The sequence below is a fragment of the Cupriavidus sp. P-10 genome (assembly GCF_003402535.2).
In the GTDB taxonomy this organism is placed as follows: domain Bacteria; phylum Pseudomonadota; class Gammaproteobacteria; order Burkholderiales; family Burkholderiaceae; genus Cupriavidus.
Genome location: NZ_AP025172.1, coordinates 402,427 through 421,517, shown reverse-complemented (window position 1 = coordinate 421,517; position 19,091 = coordinate 402,427). Strand labels below are relative to the sequence as shown.

Annotated in this window: 14 protein-coding genes; 3 read left to right on the top strand and 11 right to left on the bottom strand. The window is 62.6% G+C overall.

Features of this window, described 5'->3' with window-relative positions; translation table 11 throughout:
* Positions 1 to 78: 78 nt before the first annotated feature.
* From CTP10_RS31890 to CTP10_RS31880, 3 genes are all read right to left on the bottom strand, one after another.
* A complete protein-coding gene (locus CTP10_RS31890; protein WP_116323935.1) occupies positions 79 to 4,344 on the bottom strand; it encodes a beta strand repeat-containing protein in 4,266 nt (1,421 codons plus the stop codon).
* Positions 4,345 to 4,433: 89 nt separating this feature from the next.
* Positions 4,434 to 5,816, bottom strand: a complete 1,383-nt coding sequence (locus CTP10_RS31885; RefSeq protein ID WP_116323936.1) for an HlyD family type I secretion periplasmic adaptor subunit — start codon at positions 5,814 to 5,816, stop codon at positions 4,434 to 4,436.
* Positions 5,800 to 7,992, bottom strand: coding sequence for a type I secretion system permease/ATPase (locus tag CTP10_RS31880; protein ID WP_116323941.1), 2,193 nt, complete (start codon positions 7,990 to 7,992; stop codon positions 5,800 to 5,802). The genes CTP10_RS31885 and CTP10_RS31880 overlap by 17 nt, the downstream gene beginning before the upstream one ends.
* Positions 7,993 to 8,868: 876 nt before the next feature.
* On the opposite strand from CTP10_RS31880, the gene CTP10_RS31875 reads away from it, so the two are divergent.
* Together CTP10_RS31875 and CTP10_RS31870 are read left to right on the top strand one after the other, a co-directional pair.
* Positions 8,869 to 10,146, top strand: a complete 1,278-nt coding sequence (locus CTP10_RS31875) for a patatin-like phospholipase family protein (RefSeq protein ID WP_233528490.1) — start codon at positions 8,869 to 8,871, stop codon at positions 10,144 to 10,146.
* 441 nt (positions 10,147 to 10,587) lie between these two features.
* Positions 10,588 to 10,854 carry a hypothetical protein gene (locus tag CTP10_RS31870; RefSeq protein ID WP_116323937.1) on the top strand — a complete coding sequence of 89 codons (267 nt, stop codon included), beginning with the start codon at positions 10,588 to 10,590 and terminating at the stop codon, positions 10,852 to 10,854.
* A 74-nt stretch (positions 10,855 to 10,928) separates the two neighbouring features.
* Here CTP10_RS31870 and CTP10_RS31865 read toward each other — a convergent pair whose 3' ends face one another.
* The 7 genes from CTP10_RS31865 to CTP10_RS31835 form a co-directional block, all read right to left on the bottom strand.
* Positions 10,929 to 11,081 (bottom strand): topoisomerase DNA-binding C4 zinc finger domain-containing protein, encoded by a 153-nt coding sequence (locus CTP10_RS31865; RefSeq protein WP_116323938.1) that lies wholly within the window; start codon positions 11,079 to 11,081, stop codon positions 10,929 to 10,931.
* Between the two features lie 155 nt (positions 11,082 to 11,236).
* Positions 11,237 to 12,730, bottom strand: a complete 1,494-nt coding sequence (locus tag CTP10_RS31860; RefSeq protein ID WP_116323939.1) for a Ppx/GppA phosphatase family protein — start codon at positions 12,728 to 12,730, stop codon at positions 11,237 to 11,239.
* A 47-nt stretch (positions 12,731 to 12,777) separates the two neighbouring features.
* On the bottom strand, positions 12,778 to 13,536 hold the full coding sequence (locus CTP10_RS31855; RefSeq protein WP_116323940.1) for a hypothetical protein: 759 nt from the start codon (positions 13,534 to 13,536) through the stop codon (positions 12,778 to 12,780).
* A 473-nt stretch (positions 13,537 to 14,009) separates the two neighbouring features.
* Complete coding sequence (gene ltrA / locus CTP10_RS31850) at positions 14,010 to 15,347, bottom strand: group II intron reverse transcriptase/maturase (protein ID WP_116324081.1); 1,338 nt, start codon at positions 15,345 to 15,347, stop codon at positions 14,010 to 14,012.
* A gap of 698 nt (positions 15,348 to 16,045) precedes the next feature.
* Entirely contained in the window at positions 16,046 to 16,312 is a 267-nt protein-coding gene (locus CTP10_RS31845; protein WP_116323379.1) for a hypothetical protein, read from the bottom strand.
* A gap of 325 nt (positions 16,313 to 16,637) precedes the next feature.
* A complete protein-coding gene (locus CTP10_RS31840) occupies positions 16,638 to 16,862 on the bottom strand; it encodes a hypothetical protein (protein ID WP_116323380.1) in 225 nt (74 codons plus the stop codon).
* A 599-nt stretch (positions 16,863 to 17,461) separates the two neighbouring features.
* Complete coding sequence (locus CTP10_RS31835; RefSeq protein ID WP_116323381.1) at positions 17,462 to 17,704, bottom strand: hypothetical protein; 243 nt, start codon at positions 17,702 to 17,704, stop codon at positions 17,462 to 17,464.
* Positions 17,705 to 18,027: 323 nt separating this feature from the next.
* Between CTP10_RS31835 and CTP10_RS31830 the strand changes: the two genes are divergently transcribed.
* On the top strand, positions 18,028 to 18,285 hold the full coding sequence (locus tag CTP10_RS31830) for a hypothetical protein (protein ID WP_147316322.1): 258 nt from the start codon (positions 18,028 to 18,030) through the stop codon (positions 18,283 to 18,285).
* A gap of 93 nt (positions 18,286 to 18,378) precedes the next feature.
* Here CTP10_RS31830 and CTP10_RS31825 read toward each other — a convergent pair whose 3' ends face one another.
* The gene (locus CTP10_RS31825) at positions 18,379 to 18,804 is read right to left on the bottom strand and encodes an autotransporter-associated beta strand repeat-containing protein (RefSeq protein WP_199414727.1); all 426 of its coding nucleotides are present in this window, start codon (positions 18,802 to 18,804) and stop codon (positions 18,379 to 18,381) included.
* Positions 18,805 to 19,091: the final 287 nt, after the last annotated feature.

Genomic DNA, 19,091 nt, shown 5'->3' with positions numbered 1-19,091 from the left:
TGTTTCTGACCTCTACTTTCTTCCCATCTTCGTCGTCTTTCTGTCATTCCCCTGGATTGCCCTCTCCGGAGGCCGGCGTCAGGGCGTGTGGATATTGCCGTTGCTCAGCAGCGTATTCAGGTCCAGTCCCACCACGCCCTGCAGGACGGCGATATCCTGGAATGCGGCGCCGGTACCACTGCCGTCCCGGTCGAGGCTGACGACGGTGTTGCCGTCGACTTCGGACAGGCGCACGAACTGCGCTGCATTGGCAGTGGTCACGCTGACGCCCGACAGCAGGTCGGACAGATCCAGTGCGTCGCCTCCGGCAGCCGCGGACGCACGGTCGAAGTCGGTGATCGTATCCACCGACGCGGCATCGGCACGCAGGAAGCGGTAGGTATCGGCGCCGGCGCCGCCGGACAGCGTATCGGCCCCGGCGCCACCAACAAGCAAGTCATTGCCCGCGCCCCCGGCCAGTTGATCGTTGCCCGCGCCACCGCGCAGCACGTCGTTGCCGCCCGAGCCAGTGATCGTGTCGTTGAAGGCCGAGCCAATCACGCCTTCCATGTTCCTATAGCCGTCGGTACCAAGTCCGACCGCACTGAGGTTGACTGACGTGACGCTGCTGCTCTGGACCAGCGTGAAACTGACCGCGCCAGTGGCATCGGTGAAATCCAGCAGGTCGATGCCGGCACCCCCATCCAACGTATCGTTGCCGGCAGCGCCACGTAGGACATCATTGGCGGAGCTGCCGCTCAGCGTGTCATTGAAGCCCGACCCAATCACGCCCTCCATGTTGCTATATCTGTCGCTGCCGAGGTCGACACCGGATAGGTTAACGACCGTGTTACTGCCCGACTGCGTCAGCGTGAAGGTCACCCCACCGGTGGCATCGGAGAAGTCCAGCATGTCGATGCCGTCACCACCGTTTAGCGTATCGTCACCGGCACCCCCGCGCAGCACGTCGTCACCAGCGCCGCCCAGCAGCGTGTCGGCGGCGGCGCCGCCGATGAAGGCGTCACTGCTGGCAGCGCCGGTCAACGCATCGCTGTTGCTGCCGCCATCCAGGTAGGAGGCCTGGTAGCTCTGGCTCGCCAGGGACACCGTGGCCGCCCCATTCGTCGACGAGACATTAACGGTGACGTTGGCCGTGCTGGTGCCGCCCGCGCCATCCGAAACGGTATAGCTGAAGCTGCCAGAAGGCGAGTTGTCGGCGTCGAACATGACGTAGCTGTTATTGCTCCCGGGGGCGAACCTCAGGTTGCTGACCGCGCCAGCGGCCGAGCTCAGCGATGTGATGGACAAGGCCCGACCATCGACGTCGCCGTCATTGCCAAGCAAGGCGCTGACCGGGATCAGGATGCCGTTGGTATTGTTCGAGACATAGACCACGTCCGCCGCGGCAACCGGTGCGTCGTTGACCGGATTGACCGTGATCGCCACCGTGTCGGTATCGATGGCAGTGCCGTCGCTGGTCTGGATCTGCAGCGACGCACCGCCCGCATAGTCCTTGTTACCGGTAAAGCGCAGTCCGTCTAGCGCGGCATTGATCGCCTCATCGCTGCCGGTGAAGACCATGGTGCTGTCCGCCGTGCCGTCGCCTGCAAGGAACTGTAGTCCGGCAATACCGCTCAGCGTCAGTGAGCCGGCGGTGGCGGTCAGCGTCACGGTGTGGCTGCCGTTGTCCACGTCCGAGATGCCGAGGGCGTTGCCGGTGACCTTGCTGAAGACCAGCGACGTGTCCTCGCTGACGGACTGCGCCAAGGGGACGGTGTTGACGACGGCATCGTTGGTGCCGGTGATATTGACGGTGATGGTCTGGCTGCCGGTGAGATCTGCGGAGCTAACGCTCAGCGTATCGGTGACCTGCTGTCCCGTGGTCAGGGATTCCGCTTTGGCGTTGTCGAGCTTGTAGGTCCAGGCGCCAGTGCCGCTGTCGAAGGTGAAGGTGCCGTACTGGCCTGTGAGGCTGGCAGCCGGCACCGCCGCGAAGTGCGCCTGGCCAGCATCGACATCGCTGACGGTCAGTGTGCCGCTGGCGGATACGTCGCCGGTTATGGCATTGGCGAGGCCGCCGGCTTCCGTCACTGACGTATCTTCGCTGGACGATGCCGTGATGCTGGCGTGGTCGTTGGCACCGGTGATGTTGACCGTGATGGTCTGCTGGGCGGTCTGGTCGGCCGACACCACTGTCAGCGAATCGCTGGCCTGCTGACCCGCAATGAGCGCATCGGCCTTGCTGTTGTCGAGCGTGTAGGTCCAGGCGCCGGTGTTGCTGTCGAAAGTGAAAGTGCCGTAGTTTCCGGCAAGACTTTCCTCCGGGACAGCGGCAAAATGAGCTTCACCGGCATCGACATCGCTGACGGTCAGCGTGCCGCTGGCCGAGATGTCACCGGTTATGGCATTGGCCAGGCCGCCGGCCTCCGTCACCGACGTCTCTTCGCTGGTCGATGCCGTGATGGTGGCGTGGTCGTTGGCGCCGGTGATGTTGATCGTGATGGTCTGCTGTGCGGTCTGGTCTGCTGAAACCACGGTCAGCGAATCGCTGGCCTGCTGGCCCGCCGTCAGCGCATTGGCCTTGCCGTTGTCGAGCGTGTAGGTCCAGGCACCGGTGTTGCTGTTGAAGGTGAAGGTGCCGTACTGCCCCGTCAGGCTGTTGGTCGGCACGGATGCGAAGTGCGTTTGACCAGCATCGACATCGCTGACCGTCAGCGTGCCGCTGGCGGAGACGTCGCCGCCCATGACGTTGGCCAGGCCGCCGGCTTCCGTCACCAACGTGTCTTCGCTCGTCGATGCTGTGATGGTGGCGTGGTCGTTGGCACCGGTAATGTTGACCGTGATGGTCTGTTGTGCGGTCTGGTCTGCTGACACCACCGTCAGCGAATCGCTGGCTTGCTGGCCCGCAATGAGTGCATCAGCCTTGCTGTTGTCGAGCGTGTAGGTCCAGGCGCCGGTGTTGGTGTCGAAAGTGAAAGTACCGTAGTGCCCAACAAGATTGTCCGGCGGCGCTGCGGCAAAATGCGCCTCACCGGTATCGACATCGCTGACCGTTAGCTTGCCGCCAGCCGAAGGATCGCCGGTAACGGCGTCGGTCAGCCCCCCAGCCTCAGTCACCAACGTATCTTCGCCCGCCGAGGCGTGGATGGCGGCCACGTCGTTGGCGCCGTTGATCCGGATGCTCAGCGTCGACGACGCCGACGCCTGCCCATCGGTCACGTTGTAGCTGAAAGCCTCGTCGACATGGTCGCCCGGCCGCAGTGACTGCACCTGCGCATTGCTGTTGTCCAGAGTGTAGTTGTAGCTGCCATCGGCGTTGATCTGTAGCGTGCCGTACTGGCCGACATAGGCGCCGGGATTGGCCACCGCCAGCACGTTGCCGGCGTCGACATCGCTGTCGTTGGACAGCACATTGCCGGTAATCGGATTCGGATGATTGTCTTCGCCTATGCGATGGGTATCTGCCGCGGCAGTGGGCGCATGGTTGTCGTAGCCGGCGAAATCGGTCTTGGCCAGTTCATGCAGGCCGTTGAGCTGGATGACCATCTCCGCCGTGGCGGGATTGCCATCGACATCCACATAGACATAGGTATTGCCGCCCGATTGCCCGAACCAGGCACCATGAGCCGTCGGCGTGCGCCCTCCCCATTCGAAGCCGGTCTGGCCCAACACTGGCCGCAGGTCGAGACGGTCGGTACCGCGCTGGAAGTCGGTGATGACATCCATGCCCCCAGTAGAGGAATCCAGCACGGCGTTGTAGATGAACACATCGCGGCCTGCGCCCCCGCTCAGCAAATCCCCGCCGCCGCCGCCGCCGATGGTGTCGTTGCCACCTTCGCCATAGATGGTGTCCTTGCCGTTGCCGCCGGCAATGATGTCGTCGCCGCCCACGGCGACATTGTTGCCGTTGTCCCCGTAGATCAGGTCATCGCCATTTCCGCCAGCGATGCGGTCGTTTCCGGGCTGCGCCGACTCATGGCCGCGACCAAGCTGATAATTGGCGTAGCTGTCGAAGCCGTCGCCATAGAGGATATCGCCGCCGTTATCGCCGGTGTAGAGCGCAGAGCTACCATCGAGGCTACCGATCACGTCGTCGCCGCTGCCACCATAGACCGCATCGGTACCGTTGCCGCCCGACAAGCTGTCGTTGCCGCGTCCGCCGAATACGCGGTCCTTGCCATTCGCACCCAGCAGGGTGTCGTTGCCGTCACCGCCTTCGACGATATCGTCGCCGTTGCCGGCGTCGACGTAGTCATTGCCCTCGCCGGCGCTGACATAGTCATTGCCGTTGCCGCTCAGGATGGTGTCGCTGGAATTGGTGCCGATGATATTGTCGCTGCCGTTGCCGCCCGTCAGTGTTGCCATGGTTTCCTCTCTCCGTCCTGAATGCCGGCCCGGTAGCCGTCTCTTGCTGGTTGTGCTTGTACGCAGGCTGTGCGCATTTCCCTTTGCGCTTATCGTTCCCGGAACGCCAGTTCGCGAGTCTTGATGATGGGCTTGAGCAGGTAGTGGAGCACCGTCTTCTGGCCAGTCAGTACGTCGACCGTTGCCACCATGCCGGGCAGGATGGGCACCTGCACGGCGCTGCCGCCGGGCCGGTTGTCGCGGGTGCGCACGCGTACCAGGTAGTAGCTCTCGGGCCGCTCGCCCGGGCGCTCCGGCGTCAGCGTATCGGCGCTGATATGTTCGACCGTGCCCGGGAAGCCGCCATAGATCGAGAAGTCATAGGCCGACAGCTTGACCACCGCCGGCTGCCCCGGGCGCAGGAAGGCGATATCGGCTGGGCGCACGCGCGCCTCCACAAGGAGCGTGTCTTCCAGCGGCACGATCTCCACCAGGTCCATGCCGGGCTGCACCACGCCGCCCACGGTATTGACCTTGAGTTGCTTGACGATGCCGGCCAGCGGCGCGCGCACCAGGGTGCGGTCGACGCGGTCCTGCAGCGCGGTGTTGGTGGCGCTCTGCGCAGCCTGTTCGGCCTTGGCCTGGTTCAGTTCGCGCATGGCCTCGGCGCGGAAATGCGTGGCCGCCTCGTCAAGCTTCTGTTGGCCCTCGCGGTAAGCCGCCTCCAGGCGCGGCATGGCCAGCCGCGTGGCGTCGAGCTCGCCCTTCAGGTCGTTGGTCTGCCGCTCCAGCCGCAGCACGTCGACGTCGGACACCACGCCCTGCGCGACCATTGGCCGCATCATCGCCAGCTCCTGCGCCACGAGGCGATGGCTCTGCCGCAGTTGCTGCTCGCGCGAGCGCTTCTCGGTCAGTTCCTGGCGGCGTTGCTCTGACTGCTGGCGCAACACGGCCAGATTGGCTTCGAGCGCGCGCTTGCGTGATTCGAACAGCGAGCGTTCCTCGGCGACGAAGCGGCGGCTGTCGGCATCGGCGGCCGCACTGGCGACAAACACCGTGCCGGCGGCCTCGGCGCTCAGGCGTGCGATGCGCGCCACCAGCGCATCGTCCTTGGTGCGGCCCTCCTGGTACGAGGCAGTGAATCGGGTATCGTCGATGCGCATCAGCGGCTGGTCCTTGTTCACGACCTGACCGGGGCGCACCATGATCTCGGCGACGATGCCTCCTTCGAGGTTCTGCACCACCTGCACCTGACTGGACGGGATCACCTTACCCTCGCCCACCGTCACTTCGTCCACGCGCGCGAGCGCGGCCCATGCCAGCGCCAGCACCACGAACAGCAGCGCGCACAACAAGATCCAGTGCGTGAACCAGCGTGGCCCCGCCACCGCTGCGGCCTCACGCTCGTCCATGAACGCGGTGTCGTCCGCGTGCGGCCGCAGCGCTGCGGTCAGGCGGCGCAGAAGACCCCGGGTCTCAGGCAGAGGCGACATGGAGCTTCCTTCCCGCGAGCGCATTCAGCACATCGGCCTTGGGCCCGTCCGCGACGATGCGGCCCTGGTCCATTACGATCAGGCGGTCGACAAGGCTCAGCAGCGAACCGCGGTGCGTCACCAGCAGCAGCGTGCGTCCACCCAACGCTGCGGACAGCCGTGCCTTGAACTGCTCTTCAGTGCGGTTGTCCATCGCGCTGCTGGGTTCATCCAGCAGCAGCACCGGCGGTTGCAGCAGGTCCGCCCGGGCGATCGCGATGGCCTGGCGCTGCCCACCTGACAGGCCTTCGCCGCGCTCGCCTAGCCGAAGGTCATAACCGTCCGGAAGGCGATCGATAAAGTCGCTGACGCCACCCAGTCTCGCCGCGCGCAGCACCGCCTCATCGTCGGCATACGGTGCGCCCATCACGATGTTTTCGCGCACGGTGCCGCTGAACAGCATCACATCCTGCGGCACGTGGCCCATATCGCGCCGCAGCGCTGCGGGATCAAGCTGGCGTACGTCTGCGCCATCGACCAGAACCGAGCCAGCCTCCGGTGCGTAAAGGCCCAGGATCAGCTTCTCGATGGTGGTCTTGCCCGAACCGATCCGGCCGATTACGCCCACGCGCTCGCCGCTGGCAATGCGGAACGACACGCCGTCCAAGGCGGCGCCATCGCGTCCCGGATAGCGAAAACTGACCTGCCGGAACTCGATCTCTCCGCGCAACGGCGGGCGGTGCACGAAATGCCTGCCGGGCGCGCGCTCGACGGGCAATGCCATCATCCGGTCGATGCCGGCCAGCGCGGTGCGCGCCTGATGGTAACGCGTGGTCAGCCCGGCCATTTGCGACAGCGGCGCCAGCGCGCGCCCGGCCAGGATGGTGCAGGCGATCAGGCCGCCCATGGTGAGCCGGTCTTCGGCGATCAGGTAGACGCCAATGACCACCACGACCAGCGTGGCGGCCTGCTGCGCGAACAGGGACACGTTGATCACGCACGCTGACAGCAACCGTGCCCGCAGGCCCAGCTTTGCCATCTGCCCGACCACCTGCTCCCAGTTGCGCTGGGCGGCACCTTCGGCGCCAACCGTCTTGATCGTCTCGAGCCCGACCAGGGTTTCCACCAGCGCAGCTTGTCGCTGCGCCGCGCAGGCACTGCTGGCGCGCACCGCGCGCGACAGCGGTCCTTGTAAGGCCAGGCTGACGCCCAGCACCAGCGGCACCGTCAGCAGCGGCACCCAGGCGAGCGGGCCGCCGACCCAGAACATCGCGGCGATAAAGACCGCGGCAAACGGCAGGTCGATCAGCGTGGTGATGGTGGCCGAGGTCAGAAAATCGCGCACCGACTCGAACTCGTGCAACTGGCTGCTAAGGCTGCCTACCGATGCAGGCCTTGACCTCATCTCGATGCCCAGCACTTTGCCGAACACCGTTGCGGAAACCGTCACATCGATGCGCCTGCCCGCCACGTCGACAAAATATCCACGCAGCGTACGCATCGCCAGTTCGAACAGCAGCACCAGCCCCACTCCGATGGCCAGTGCCCACAGCGTCTCCAGCGCATGATTCGGCACCACGCGGTCATAGACGTTCATGGTGAACAGCGGCATGGCCAGCGCGAACAGGCTCAGCAGCAGCGAGGCGACCATTACCTCGCCATAAACCGGCCAGGATTGGCGCATCACACCCCAGAACCATTCACGGGGCGAAGGCGGCGCGCCATCGTGCGCGGCATCCATGCGATGCGCAGGCCGGGCAAAGATGGCATGGCCCGAGTAGCGGTCCAGCAGGTCTTCTGTGCGCACAACCTGCTCGCCATTCCCGCACTCGGGCAGCGCCAGCATCAGCGTGCCCGCCTCGCCGCGGCGCAGCAGTACGCAGGCCTGTCCCTGGTCGAGCAGCAGGATCGCGGGCAGCACCAGGTCAGGAATCTCTTCGAGTTTGCGCGGCACCAGCCGCGCTGACATGCCCGCGCGAGCGGCCGCCCGCGCGAATAGAGCCGGGGTCAGGCGATGGGATACAAGCGGCAGGCCGGCAAGCAGCGCCTCGGCCGACGCCGGCCGGTGGAAGTGATGGGCCAGCCAGAGCAGGCATTCCAGCAACGGATCGTCCGGACGCGCGTCGCGGCATGGCGGATCCGGCAAGTTCCAGCCGGTATCCCCGGCCCCCCGCGCAGGGATGGTGGCGGCGTGCATGGCCTGGGTCTCGCGCCTCAGCGTGCGCGCGCGCCGCGACGCCGCGGTGCGATATGGCATGGCGCCACCAGCCTGTCGCTGCGTGCCGCTGCCGCGCGCCATGCGCAAGGCGTGCGTAGATTGCATCCATCCATGGTGCCCCCCGGTCCCATTTGGTGTGACGTTTTTTGCAAGCGTATGCGACGGGGGTCTGTGCGCCCATCCTGCAAATGGCGCAACGCGGGCATCGGAGACGCCTGACGGCACCATCCGTATGGCGTTTCACAAATGCAACTGTTTGGGGGCAGAGCCGGTTGCTTGCGCTTCAGTGCACCGCCGGAACCACAACAGCGGCAGCCCCAGCAGCAACACAGGGCTGCGGCCAGCAAGGCACGGATCTCGATTTCCCTGCGTTCGGGCGCGGAACGGGCGCTCAGTTGCCGATCCCCCGCCGGGTCTCAATCTCTACTAGCGCGGCCGGGACGACGAAACGATGCTACGTATTCGTGCGACCGCTTTCTGGCGCGGCCTGCTCATGCGCAACCGGCCAACTACGGCCACTCGACTGCGCTCTCAAGCCGACATTCGACTGTCGGCTTATTTCTGAAAGTGCTGCTTGGTCGCACAGACACTCAAGCGGCGGCCCCGGCTAGACAACGGCCCTTCGTACGTCAGTCGCACTCGTCGCGTCATCCGCCATTGCAGCTCACGCATACTGGATCCGGAAGCCGACCCGCCTTCTGAGGATTGGACCCCGCAGGAGTAAACTCTCCCAGAACGTGCTCAGCGCCCCGTCAGCCGAATGGAAAGATACGCGTCGATGTTGACGCCAATTCAGGGTAACGAGGCAATGGCCTTGCAGGTGAAAGGCCAACCCACTGTAGGGAGGGCGAAATCATGAGGCAGTTATTCGCTGCGATGGTGTCACTTGCGGGCGTCGCCGACGCTCAGCCGAACCTCAAGTCCACCGTCCTCAGCCTAATTGCGGCTTTCATGCTTGTCTTGCAAGGGTGCGCGACTGCGCCGGCACGCCTGCCGGCCGTTCCCCGCGACCTGACAACAAAAGCTGAAATACCCGGCATGCCCGGGGTACGCTACGTCGCAGGGATCGATTCTCCACAACTCACCCAAGCAGCTTTTGAATCACTTAGGCGGGAACAGGATTACCGCGCACGGGAGGGGCACAAAGGGCCCATGCCTGCGGCGGTGTACGCCGCGATTTCGGGTGGCGGTGACAACGGTGCGTTTGCTGCCGGCCTTCTGAATGCATGGACGGAGACTGGGACACGACCGGTGTTCAAACTCGTCACCGGCATAAGCACTGGTGCGCTGATCGCGCCCTTCGCCTTTCTCGGGCCGAAGTATGATGCGACGCTGAAGGAGGTCTATACGACCCTCTCCCCAAAGGACGTTATGAAACCGCGCAGCTTTCTTGGGGGCGTGTTAAGCGACGGAATGGCCGATAACGCGCCACTGCTAAGGCTTACGCGAAAATCGGTGACCGAGGATCTGCTCAAGGAGATTGCCGCCGAGTACGCCAAAGGCCGCATGCTTTTGGTGGCCACTGCTGACCTCGATGCGCGCCGCGGGATTATCTGGGACATGGGCAAGATCGCGAGCTATGGCGGGCCCAACGCATTGGACCTGTTTGTGAAGGTTATGGTCGCCTCCGCCTCGATTCCAGGTGGCTTTCCGCCGATGATGATTGACGTGGAAGTCGACGGCAAACACTACCAGGAAATGCACGTTGATGGCGGCATCGTCGCGCAGGTATTTGCCTACCCGGCGGTGATCCGCGTCAAGGAGGACGCGGCTTCAGTTGGCGTTAGCCGCGAGCGCACGCTCTATGTGATTCGCAACGCCCGACTCGACACGGAATGGGCGGAAGTCGAGCGCTCCACGATGAGCATTGCCGCTCGCGCGGTCTCCTCACTGATCCAAAGCCAGGGCATTGGCGACCTTTATCGTATCTATGCCACGGCGCAGCGCGATGGCGTTGATTTCAACCTTGGCTTCATCCCAGCGAGTTTCAACGCACCACACAAGGAGGAGTTCGACAACGAATACATGCGTGCCCTCTATGACACCGGTTATCAAATGGCGTTGAAGGGCTACCCGTGGGTTAAGGCACCCCCTGGATTCACATTGCCGAGCGCCGCCGCAGCGGCAAAATAGCGTGCGCAGCCGACGGGAAACGCACGGTGGTATTCGGCGGACGTACGACCTCGGAAGCTGCCGTTCGCTTAACGCGTGTCGAAGAGCCGAAGTGGGTCGACCTCGGAAAATTGCACTATCCCTTGCACCGTGGTTGAATCCGGGCTAAGTAAGACCAGCCGTCATGCGCCGGCGGGGCCAGATATGGTGCGATTGGCACTTCTACGGTTGCTGGCCTTTGCGGCCCAGCGCTACTTGCCCCGCAGAGGCCAACGAATGGGTCTATTGGCTAGTGTACAAAACCCGCCTCCGCGGCCCGGACGAGCCGGCATAGCTTGCCGCCGGGCGCTCGCGAAGGTTTCAACGACTGGCACCGAGCCGATTACGGCGGGCCGTGGCTTTGCATTGATGCCATCCGGCGATAAAGTGGAAGCTGCTTCAACCAGCAAGGGGGCATGAAAAATGGTCAAATTTGGACGTTGGACCCGGACAGGGCCGATTCTGGCAGGAGTCGCTGGACTGCTGGTATTGTCGGGCGCTGCCCTGGCTACCGAACAATCGCAGCAGCGGCAACAAGGCCGAGATGCAAACCAGGCTGCCAAACAGAACGCGCGGTCCGGCAAGATCGACTGCAGGGCTGAAAACCAGAAGAGCAACGCTGAGTGCAGGCAGGACAAGCGCGACACAAAGCAAGAGGGTCGCCAGGAGAAACGGGAAACCAAGTATTGAAAAGACTTGAGCTTCTGCTGGCGATCACCTGGCCGGCTTGTTCCGCCTTGTGGGCACAATGGAATAGCCGGCCACTAGCTGCCCTTGTTTGAAGAGATCGTTGCGTCCTTCTTCCTGGTCTTGTAGCTGCAGACGGGGAAGTTGGAGCAGGATCGGAACTGACCGTATGGGCCGGTCCGCAAAACCAGAACTCCTTGCTTGTACGCGGGGCAACTCTCCTCTCGCATGGCTTCGCCTTCGGAGTAGGCGATTGACACCGTACGGTCCTTAACCAGCTGGCGTCAGGGTCCAAAGCCCCGCCTAAGCTCACCAATCGGCGCAACGCCGGATAGGGGCAGCCGTGCTACAGGTTAGGCCATGCCGTTTGCAACCGTGCAAGCCATCAGTTCCCGAACCGCTCGGCCAGGACGCCGTGGCGCAGGCCGCGGTCGCTGACGGTCAGCGAACCCTGGCCGAGCTTGTCCATCACTGTCCTGACGATACACGCACCGGCCAGGATAACCTCCGCGCGCTTTGGTTGCAGGCCGACGATCGTACGGCGATGCGCCGCGTCGCTCGTCCGGTACATCTCGATCTGGCGTTCGATTTCGGCGCGGTCGAGCACCGTGCCGTGGACGATATTTGGATCGTACGTGGCCAGCCCATGCTTGACCGCGGCGATGTTGGTGACCGCGCCACCCATCGCCACCAAGGCGTCCGGCTGCGGGCGTCCCTCAATCCGCTCTAGATCGTCGGCGATCACCCCGAGTGCTTCGCGCAGCACGTCAGGGGTGACCGTGCCGGCAAGCCCGAAGCGTTCCGTGTAACGCGCGGCACCGACCTCGACGCTGAACCGCTCGTCGACGCGCGCATCCGTTCCGAACGTGAACTGCGTGCTGCCGCCGCCGGTGTCAAACACGACCAGTGTGCCCTCGGGCATGCGCAGCCCCGCCTTCACAGCGAGGTAGGCCAGTCGAGCCTCCTCCTCGCCCGGGATCACCTCGATCAACAGCCCCGTTCGAGCTTGAATTGCGTCAAGGACCGCCCCACTGTTGCGGGCGATCCGCAAGCCGGCCGTGCCGACAGCGATGATCGCCCGTACCCCGTTGCGTCTCGCTTTGCCGACCATGTCGGCGATCGCGCTCGTCGTCCGCTCGGCTGCCTCGGGTGTGATCTCGCCCGTCTTTTCCAGACCCTCACCCAGACGTGTCAACTCAGCGCCATCGACAATCGTGTCCCACGTTCCCCCGGCGCCACGTTCGCCGACATGCAGCTTGACCGAATTCGTGCCCACGTCGATGACTGCGTAGCGTTCGGGCGCATCGTCGAGCAGCGCGCGCAGGCCCAGCGCATAATTTGTGTTGATATAACCGCCAAGGCCGACCAAAGCAACGGCCGAGAGGACGGCGCTTGCGTCCTCGGCTTCGATCGCAATGGTGCGGCTGGCCCTGCCGTCCGCCCGCACATCGCTGAGTTCGGAGACGCAGCCGCCCACGGTGTAGCGGACACGGCGTTTGTGGACCTTCACGGGGCGCAACACCCCACTCGGCGCCACCAGTTCGCCGACGAACTGGTCGAGGGTGTAGGCGTCCCGTGCAAGCCGAGGCGTTGGAAGACCGACCGACGCGAACACCTTCGCCGCGTCCGCGGCGGGCAACGGGAAGGCCTGCTTCATGACCGGCTCCCAGCGCTCGAGACCGTTTTCGTCCACCTCCCGGAGCACCTTGATGTCCATGAGGTCGTCGCGCACCTTCACGTTCCCACCGGTGCCACCAAGGAAGTACAACTCGTCGCTCTCCTGCACAGCGCCCGGCGTCAACTCGGCGAACCGGGTCTCCGCAACCCCAAAATGGGTGCCGAATGTTCGCCACTCCCATCGCGGAACGATCATGGCCATGGAGGACCTCCTGGTGGCTGGCAGCGCCCGCGTTACGCGGGCAGGTGTTATGGCTGTGCTTCCTTGCAGACCCTGGCGAAGTATTCCAACGCCGTGCGGGTCTTGGTTTCCTGGGCACCCTGCGGGTCAAGACCGAGTTCCAAGAGATGCTTGTCGAAGGCCTCTCGTGCCTGGGCCGCCTTGTCCGGGAGCACTTTGATCGAGACCTCGACCAGGTCGTCGCCGTTGGGGAGTCTCCACTCTTCGACGGTCAGTTCATGGGGAAAGGTCTCGTGCTTCAGCTTCCAGCGCAGCACTCGAATGGGCCCCATGACGCAGAGCTTTCCGAAATCGACCGGTCCATTGTGAAACTCGCTCAGGAAGCGCTCCTGCTGCTTGGAAAAGAGCTTGTCGATGGCACGCTTTCCCTTTGCGACCTCGTCGATCTCATCCCGCTGCTGGATCTCCGTGAGGGATGCGGAGCAGACTATATGGTCGCCGACGCAATCGGCCTCCAGTTTGAACCCCTCCAGTCGCTGCCAATCCTTTAAGAGCGCAGTCGCCCCTACCGGACGGAACTTGACGGTGGAATCGTCGGCGTCGCCCTTGACGAGGCGGGCACGCAAAACGATACCTGCCTTGAGCAGATCCAGGTCCGGCGTGTCGTAGAAATAGACAAGTCGGATATCCGCGGTGTCCTCGTTGACCTGCATCGCGCGTTCCGCACGAAGCTCCTGATCGGGGCGGATCGTGACTTTGATCTCGACGGCATCCATCCCGGCCAAGGAATCCCCTGGCGGGTTCTGAGAGGTCATGATGGTGCTCATTCGCGAAGTCCTTTCCGATCGAACCGCCAACCGTGTCCCAACAGGCCTCGCCGCCAAGGCACACAGTGAAGGCAAGTGGCTGCGACGATGCGATTCCAGGTGCGCGCCGTTAAAGTTGTCGGCACGCGCTAAGCGTTGCCCGCTCTGAGCGGCTGCAGCATGCCACAACGCTAGCGCTAACAGCTCATCCGCCAAATCCCGCACCTTGCCCGCTGCCTCTCTGTCACACTAGGTCAATGACACGCAGCGCACAAGGCTTCAGACTCCCTCGCTTCAGCGACTCAGTGCTCCACGCTTTTCGCTCCTGGTGGCCGGACAACAAGAGGGCCAGGATGTCGCCAATCCGAGGCCCGGCCAGGATTTGAAAATCTGCGAAGCCTCACATGTTTGCGACGGTATAGGGGTAGGAAACGGCGTGCGCCGTCCCCTCCCTCCGAACCCGGTGTGCGGTTTACCCGCGACGGGCTCTCCAGTCAGTTGTTTCCACATCGGGATTGGCGCGCCAATCGAAGGGCCTCGGACATCGTGAACAGCCCAAGATTAGCGAAAAAGGCATTTGGCCATCGGGTGTGATCGCGAAGGCAATGACCCTGCCCCGGACGATGAAGCTGTCGGCGCAAGATCGCTCGCAGACGGCGACGAACAAAGCCGTCGACCGACGAGAAGGTGTAGCGGTGGGCGTGCTGGAAATAGCCGAACCAGCCACGCAGGGTCGGGTTGATCGACGCAATGATGCTCTCGATCGAATCGCCCCTGTTACGCTTGGTCAGGGCCCGGATTTTATCCCGCAACCCCATAAGACTCTTCTTGCGCACCCACCGTTGGCCCGCCTCGAACCGGTAACCGAGAAACTCGAACCCATGACCCTCCAGCCGGCAATCCCCAACGTGGGTTTTGTCGGGATGCAGTGTCAGGCCGTTCGCATCCACCCAAGCCCGCATGCGAGTTAGCGCAGCTTCCGCTTCCTCACGTGTGCGGCATAACACCACGGCGTCATCCGCGTAGCGCACCATGACCAGCCCTGCCTGACGCATTTCCACGTCAAGCTCGTGCAGGTACAGATTTGCCAACAGAGGGCTGATGACCGCCCCCTGCGGACTCCCAGAAGTGGGCGTCCAGCGCGTCATGTCTTCCATGATGTCTTGCTTGAGAAAGGATTGGATAAGTTCCAGAACCCGGCCGTCCGCGATGCGCCCGGCCACTCTCGCGAGAAGGGGCAGGTGTGGGATCGAGTCAAAATAGCTTTGCAGATCGGCATCGACCACCCAGCAGTAGCCCGCTTTCACATGTCGGTCCACTTCGCGCAGTGCATCCTTGCAGCCCAAGCCCGGGCGGAAGCCGTAGCTTCTCGGCTCAAACTCATGCTCAAAGATCGGCTCGATGACCAGCTTCAGGGCCGCTTGAACGACGCGATCCTTCACAGCGGGTATACCGAGCGGGCGGCGTCCTTTACCTTTCGGTATGTAGACGCGCCGCACCGGCTGCGGGCGATAGCTACCATCCTGCAATGCATGCGCCAGTTCAGCAAGGTAGCGGTCCCGCGCTTGCGCGAATCGCTTCACGCTCATGCGGTCCACTCCCGCTGCCCCGGCGTTCTTCTCGACCTGAGTCCATCCCAGCGCGAGCGTGTCCAGGCGAAACACCTTGTCAATCAGACTGTGCCATTTACCTCCCTTAACTCCGTTTTGTAGAGCAGCCAACATAGCGTCCGTCCAGATTGAAGCTGACGCGAATTTCCGCTGCACGCAGCTTCCCAGCGCGTTTGCATCTCGTCTAGTCGTTTCCGACACTGGCGATGCTTCGATCTTCATCTCTGCTTCCTTCCGGTCTTTTGCTATCAACTTTCCTGCCCCGCTTCCCTAGTGCGCCTTTTGCTCTGACGCAGGTCTCCACGGCTCTACGCTTCCGTGTGCAGTACTATCGGGACTCTGACTCCTGCCAGCGTTCACCTCGCCGGCAGGTCTCCCCGCTTGCTTCGTGCCACCATCCCATCGTTCCGTCCTCAATCACGTGGTACGCCACCGCACCGCTTTGTCCGCCACGACAGCGTGCTGTGTTACTTCCAGGCTTCGCCACTTTAGTGCAGGCTCGCCGCCATACCCCGCCGAAACAGGTTCGTTAACCTACGGACCGACAGTTCGCTTCCGGTTACTCCCCACCCCGTCTCACGACGACGCAGTTACCTTCGGCTACGGAGCTGTGGCCAACTCCGACAGGGACTTTCACCCTGCAGATGGCACGCCATCACGGGCGTACACTAAACCGCTGACGCGGTAGTGCGAGTAAGCGAACGTTGTTGTCTGGCGCTATGTCAGGGACGCGACCTGAAGCTGGGACTGCGAGAAGCGGAGACCCGAGAGCAACTGGAAAGGCCCAACGGGCATTTCATTCACTGCTTCCAGGAGTTCCGCCATGACACCGCTTCGCGAACAGCGGAATACCACATTCAAGGTATTGGCGCAGGCCCCAGTTGCACCAATACTGTGCCCGGGCGGCTGCGATCTGCCCGCTACCACTTCCAGCCCTCAGCCACCCCGGCAGAGGGCTTTTTCTTGTGATTTACAAAGCACTGTAGTTGGCTGCGGCGCGCATGAAGCCGCCTTGTGATCCAGTCTTGAAAGGCCATCCAGGACGACTCGGCCAGATCTGATGCCTGGAACGCAGCCAGGATTTCGGGTTGAATGCGCAGCGACAGCGCGACCTTGCGCGGCGCCTTTTGCGTGCCACGCACGCGGCGCGCCGCGGACGAATTCGAGTCGACCGTTTTCTGCGCCATGATGCTTCCTCCTGCATGCGGCGACGCGCATCAGCTTTTGCAGAACGGCCAGGCAGCCACCGGACTGTCGCGCACGGGCAAGCGGCGGCGGGCCGAAGCGATGGATGAAACCCCCACCTTTTCTCCGGCGAGATCACGATCGCGGATCGCCTAGATGGGATACTAGGATCGACCGGAATTGCTGTCCACGGTCACTCCGGTCCGGTGTTACGGAGGTTAGGAACACGCAGCCGCCGGTCCGCCAGACGCCCTAAGCGGGCAAGACAGGCGCCAACTGAACTCTGCGGAGGGGGAGATAATTGCCTTAATGTGTTCTGATTTATCCTTATTCCTGCAACGATGAGGGCCTTTGATTGGCATTCTTCGGTGACGTGCCGCCGCCCACGCGGGTCGTCTTTGCATTGGGGTATTGCATAGCTACAAACGCGCGCGCCTCATCTTCGGAGTCGAAAGCATGGGCGTCACCGACCGAACCGTCCTCGAAAACGGGCATAGCGAAGATGCGGCCGTTGATAGCGCTGCTGATTGCAACTTTTGAAATTTTCCGCATTTGTTAATGCCGTGGATTCATGAGTCAAAGCAGCAACCAGCTCAGGCGCGCTCTTGCCATGCGGTGCCGGTCGACTTCAGAAATTACCACGTCTGCATTAACTTACCGTGATGCGCAAACTTTTGACAGGTGCAAATTACATTCAGAATATTAGCTTTCGAAGCTAAGTAGGGAATCTGCCTGAGCAGGTGGACACCGCATTCAGCGCATGCCGGACCCTACTAAATAGAGGGATGCATCTGGCTGGGTTGCAAGTGATCATATGATCGCTGGCGGTTCCGCGACACGTCAGAGTACTTCAGCCCTCCCCAGCCCGGCGGAGGGCTTTCTTTTGGTCAGCGCGGAAACGACACGAGGGTCACAGAACTCCACGATCAACAGGACGGATCCCTGGGCGTAACATCGGCCGATCGGGCTTCAAGGGCAGCAAACTCCGACTTCCTCTACCATCGCGTGACCGGTGTTTCTGCCCGGCGCCGCGAAAGGCGCGCGTGGTCGACAAGTTCGGCATGCGCGCCGTCCTCATCGGGCCGCGTGCGACCCAATCCGAGGAGTTCAAGATCAAAGGTAGGAGTCCGCAAATCGCCGATGGACTCACATTACGACTTCTGCCCTGCCTTCGCACGCGCACTTGCGATCGCCGTGTCCCGCTCCTTCGCGGCGGCTTTCTTGGCCTCGTTGTACACGGCCTTCGCCTCCTTAACCTTTCGGTCATACTCCTTGCGGGCAGCTTGTTCGTCCATACGCAACGGGACGAGGCGATCATCCGCCGGCTTCTCAGCGCCCCAGGCAGGCGATGCCATCACTGCCGCAAGCAGAAGGGTAGCCGCGATTATTTTCATGCATTGCTCCCGACTTATAAAGAAAGAAGAGGACGGGAGTAGGCCGCACGAAGCAGCGGCGAAATGTGTCATCGTCCAGGCCTTTGCACGTTGCAGCGATTGTTTACTTACGCTGCACACCTGACTATGCATGGGCAATACCACGGAACCGTGATCGAAAATGGCATTCGTGCGCACAGGGCCGCACGATCAACTGGGAACCGGTGTTGCCTGATTGCGGACTAATCCCAATACCTCTTCACGTGGAAAACAGTAACCTTTTCAGCAGCCTCACTTGGAGTCATCCTCGATCAGACACCGACCCTGCGAATGTTGAGACTGACATGCCCACACCGAAAGAATTGATGGATTCACCTCCGGATACCCGGTCGCTTTACCCTGCAACAGCCCTCTATGCTCGTGTCGATACGGTGGAGTTGACCGCGGCGGTGGCCTATGGCAACTGGTCGCCGGATGCTGAACTGGCCGCGCGGCTCGAATGTCCGATCCTCGCCCTCAATCCTCTCGCGTATCATTTTTTCGTCATGCCACCAGAGGCCACAGTCGACGGCCATGCGCTTGTGCGTGCCGTGCCGAAATAGCCCCTTCCCCCATTCCTCGGCTTGCGCCGAGTGAGCGCCCTTTTGATCGTGCGGTCGAGTTGTGGCTTTCGACTCAGTTCAATAAGCGCAACGTTATGGAACCCTATCGCCTGTGCCAGGAGGCATATAGCGTCCCGTCCCGGCGCCGGTTCCGGAGACAACGCCATCGAATGTCAAGGCATCCGAACGGTTGAATAAAAGCGTGCCGTTATCTGCCACGTTGCCGGCGATGCTTCCGCCGGTACCGCCGTTGCCCAGTTGCAGCGTGCCGGCACTGATGGTCGTATCACCGCTGTATGTGTTGTCCGCGGTGAATATCGTCGTGCCTGCGCCAAGTTGAGCGAGGGTACCGGTGCCGGAGATGACGCCGCCGAAGATCACTGTGTCTGCGCGGTTGAAGGCAAGCATGCCGTTATCGGTGACGTTGCCGGTAATGCTGCCGATGGTACCGCCGTCGCCGAGCTGCAGCGTGCCCGCGCTGATCGTCGTACCGCCCGAATAGGTGCTGTTTCCGGTCAAGGTCAGCGTTCCTGCACACCAGCAAACTGCTGCTGGAACCGAGGGTATTCAACGTAATACCGCGAAAGTTCAGATTTAATCCAGCGCCGAAGGAACTGATTACCTTGTCCTGCGCTCCCCCCGTCGTGGTGATCGTCAGATTCCCTGCCTGCACCACACCGCCAAAGTTGCTGGTCCCGGTGAAATCCACAGTTCCGCCGCCAGCCGTATCCAAGGTGATGGTCCCCCGAATATCCTCCCGGTTTATGGCATTGACGATCAGCGTCGAAGGCCCATTCACAAAAAAA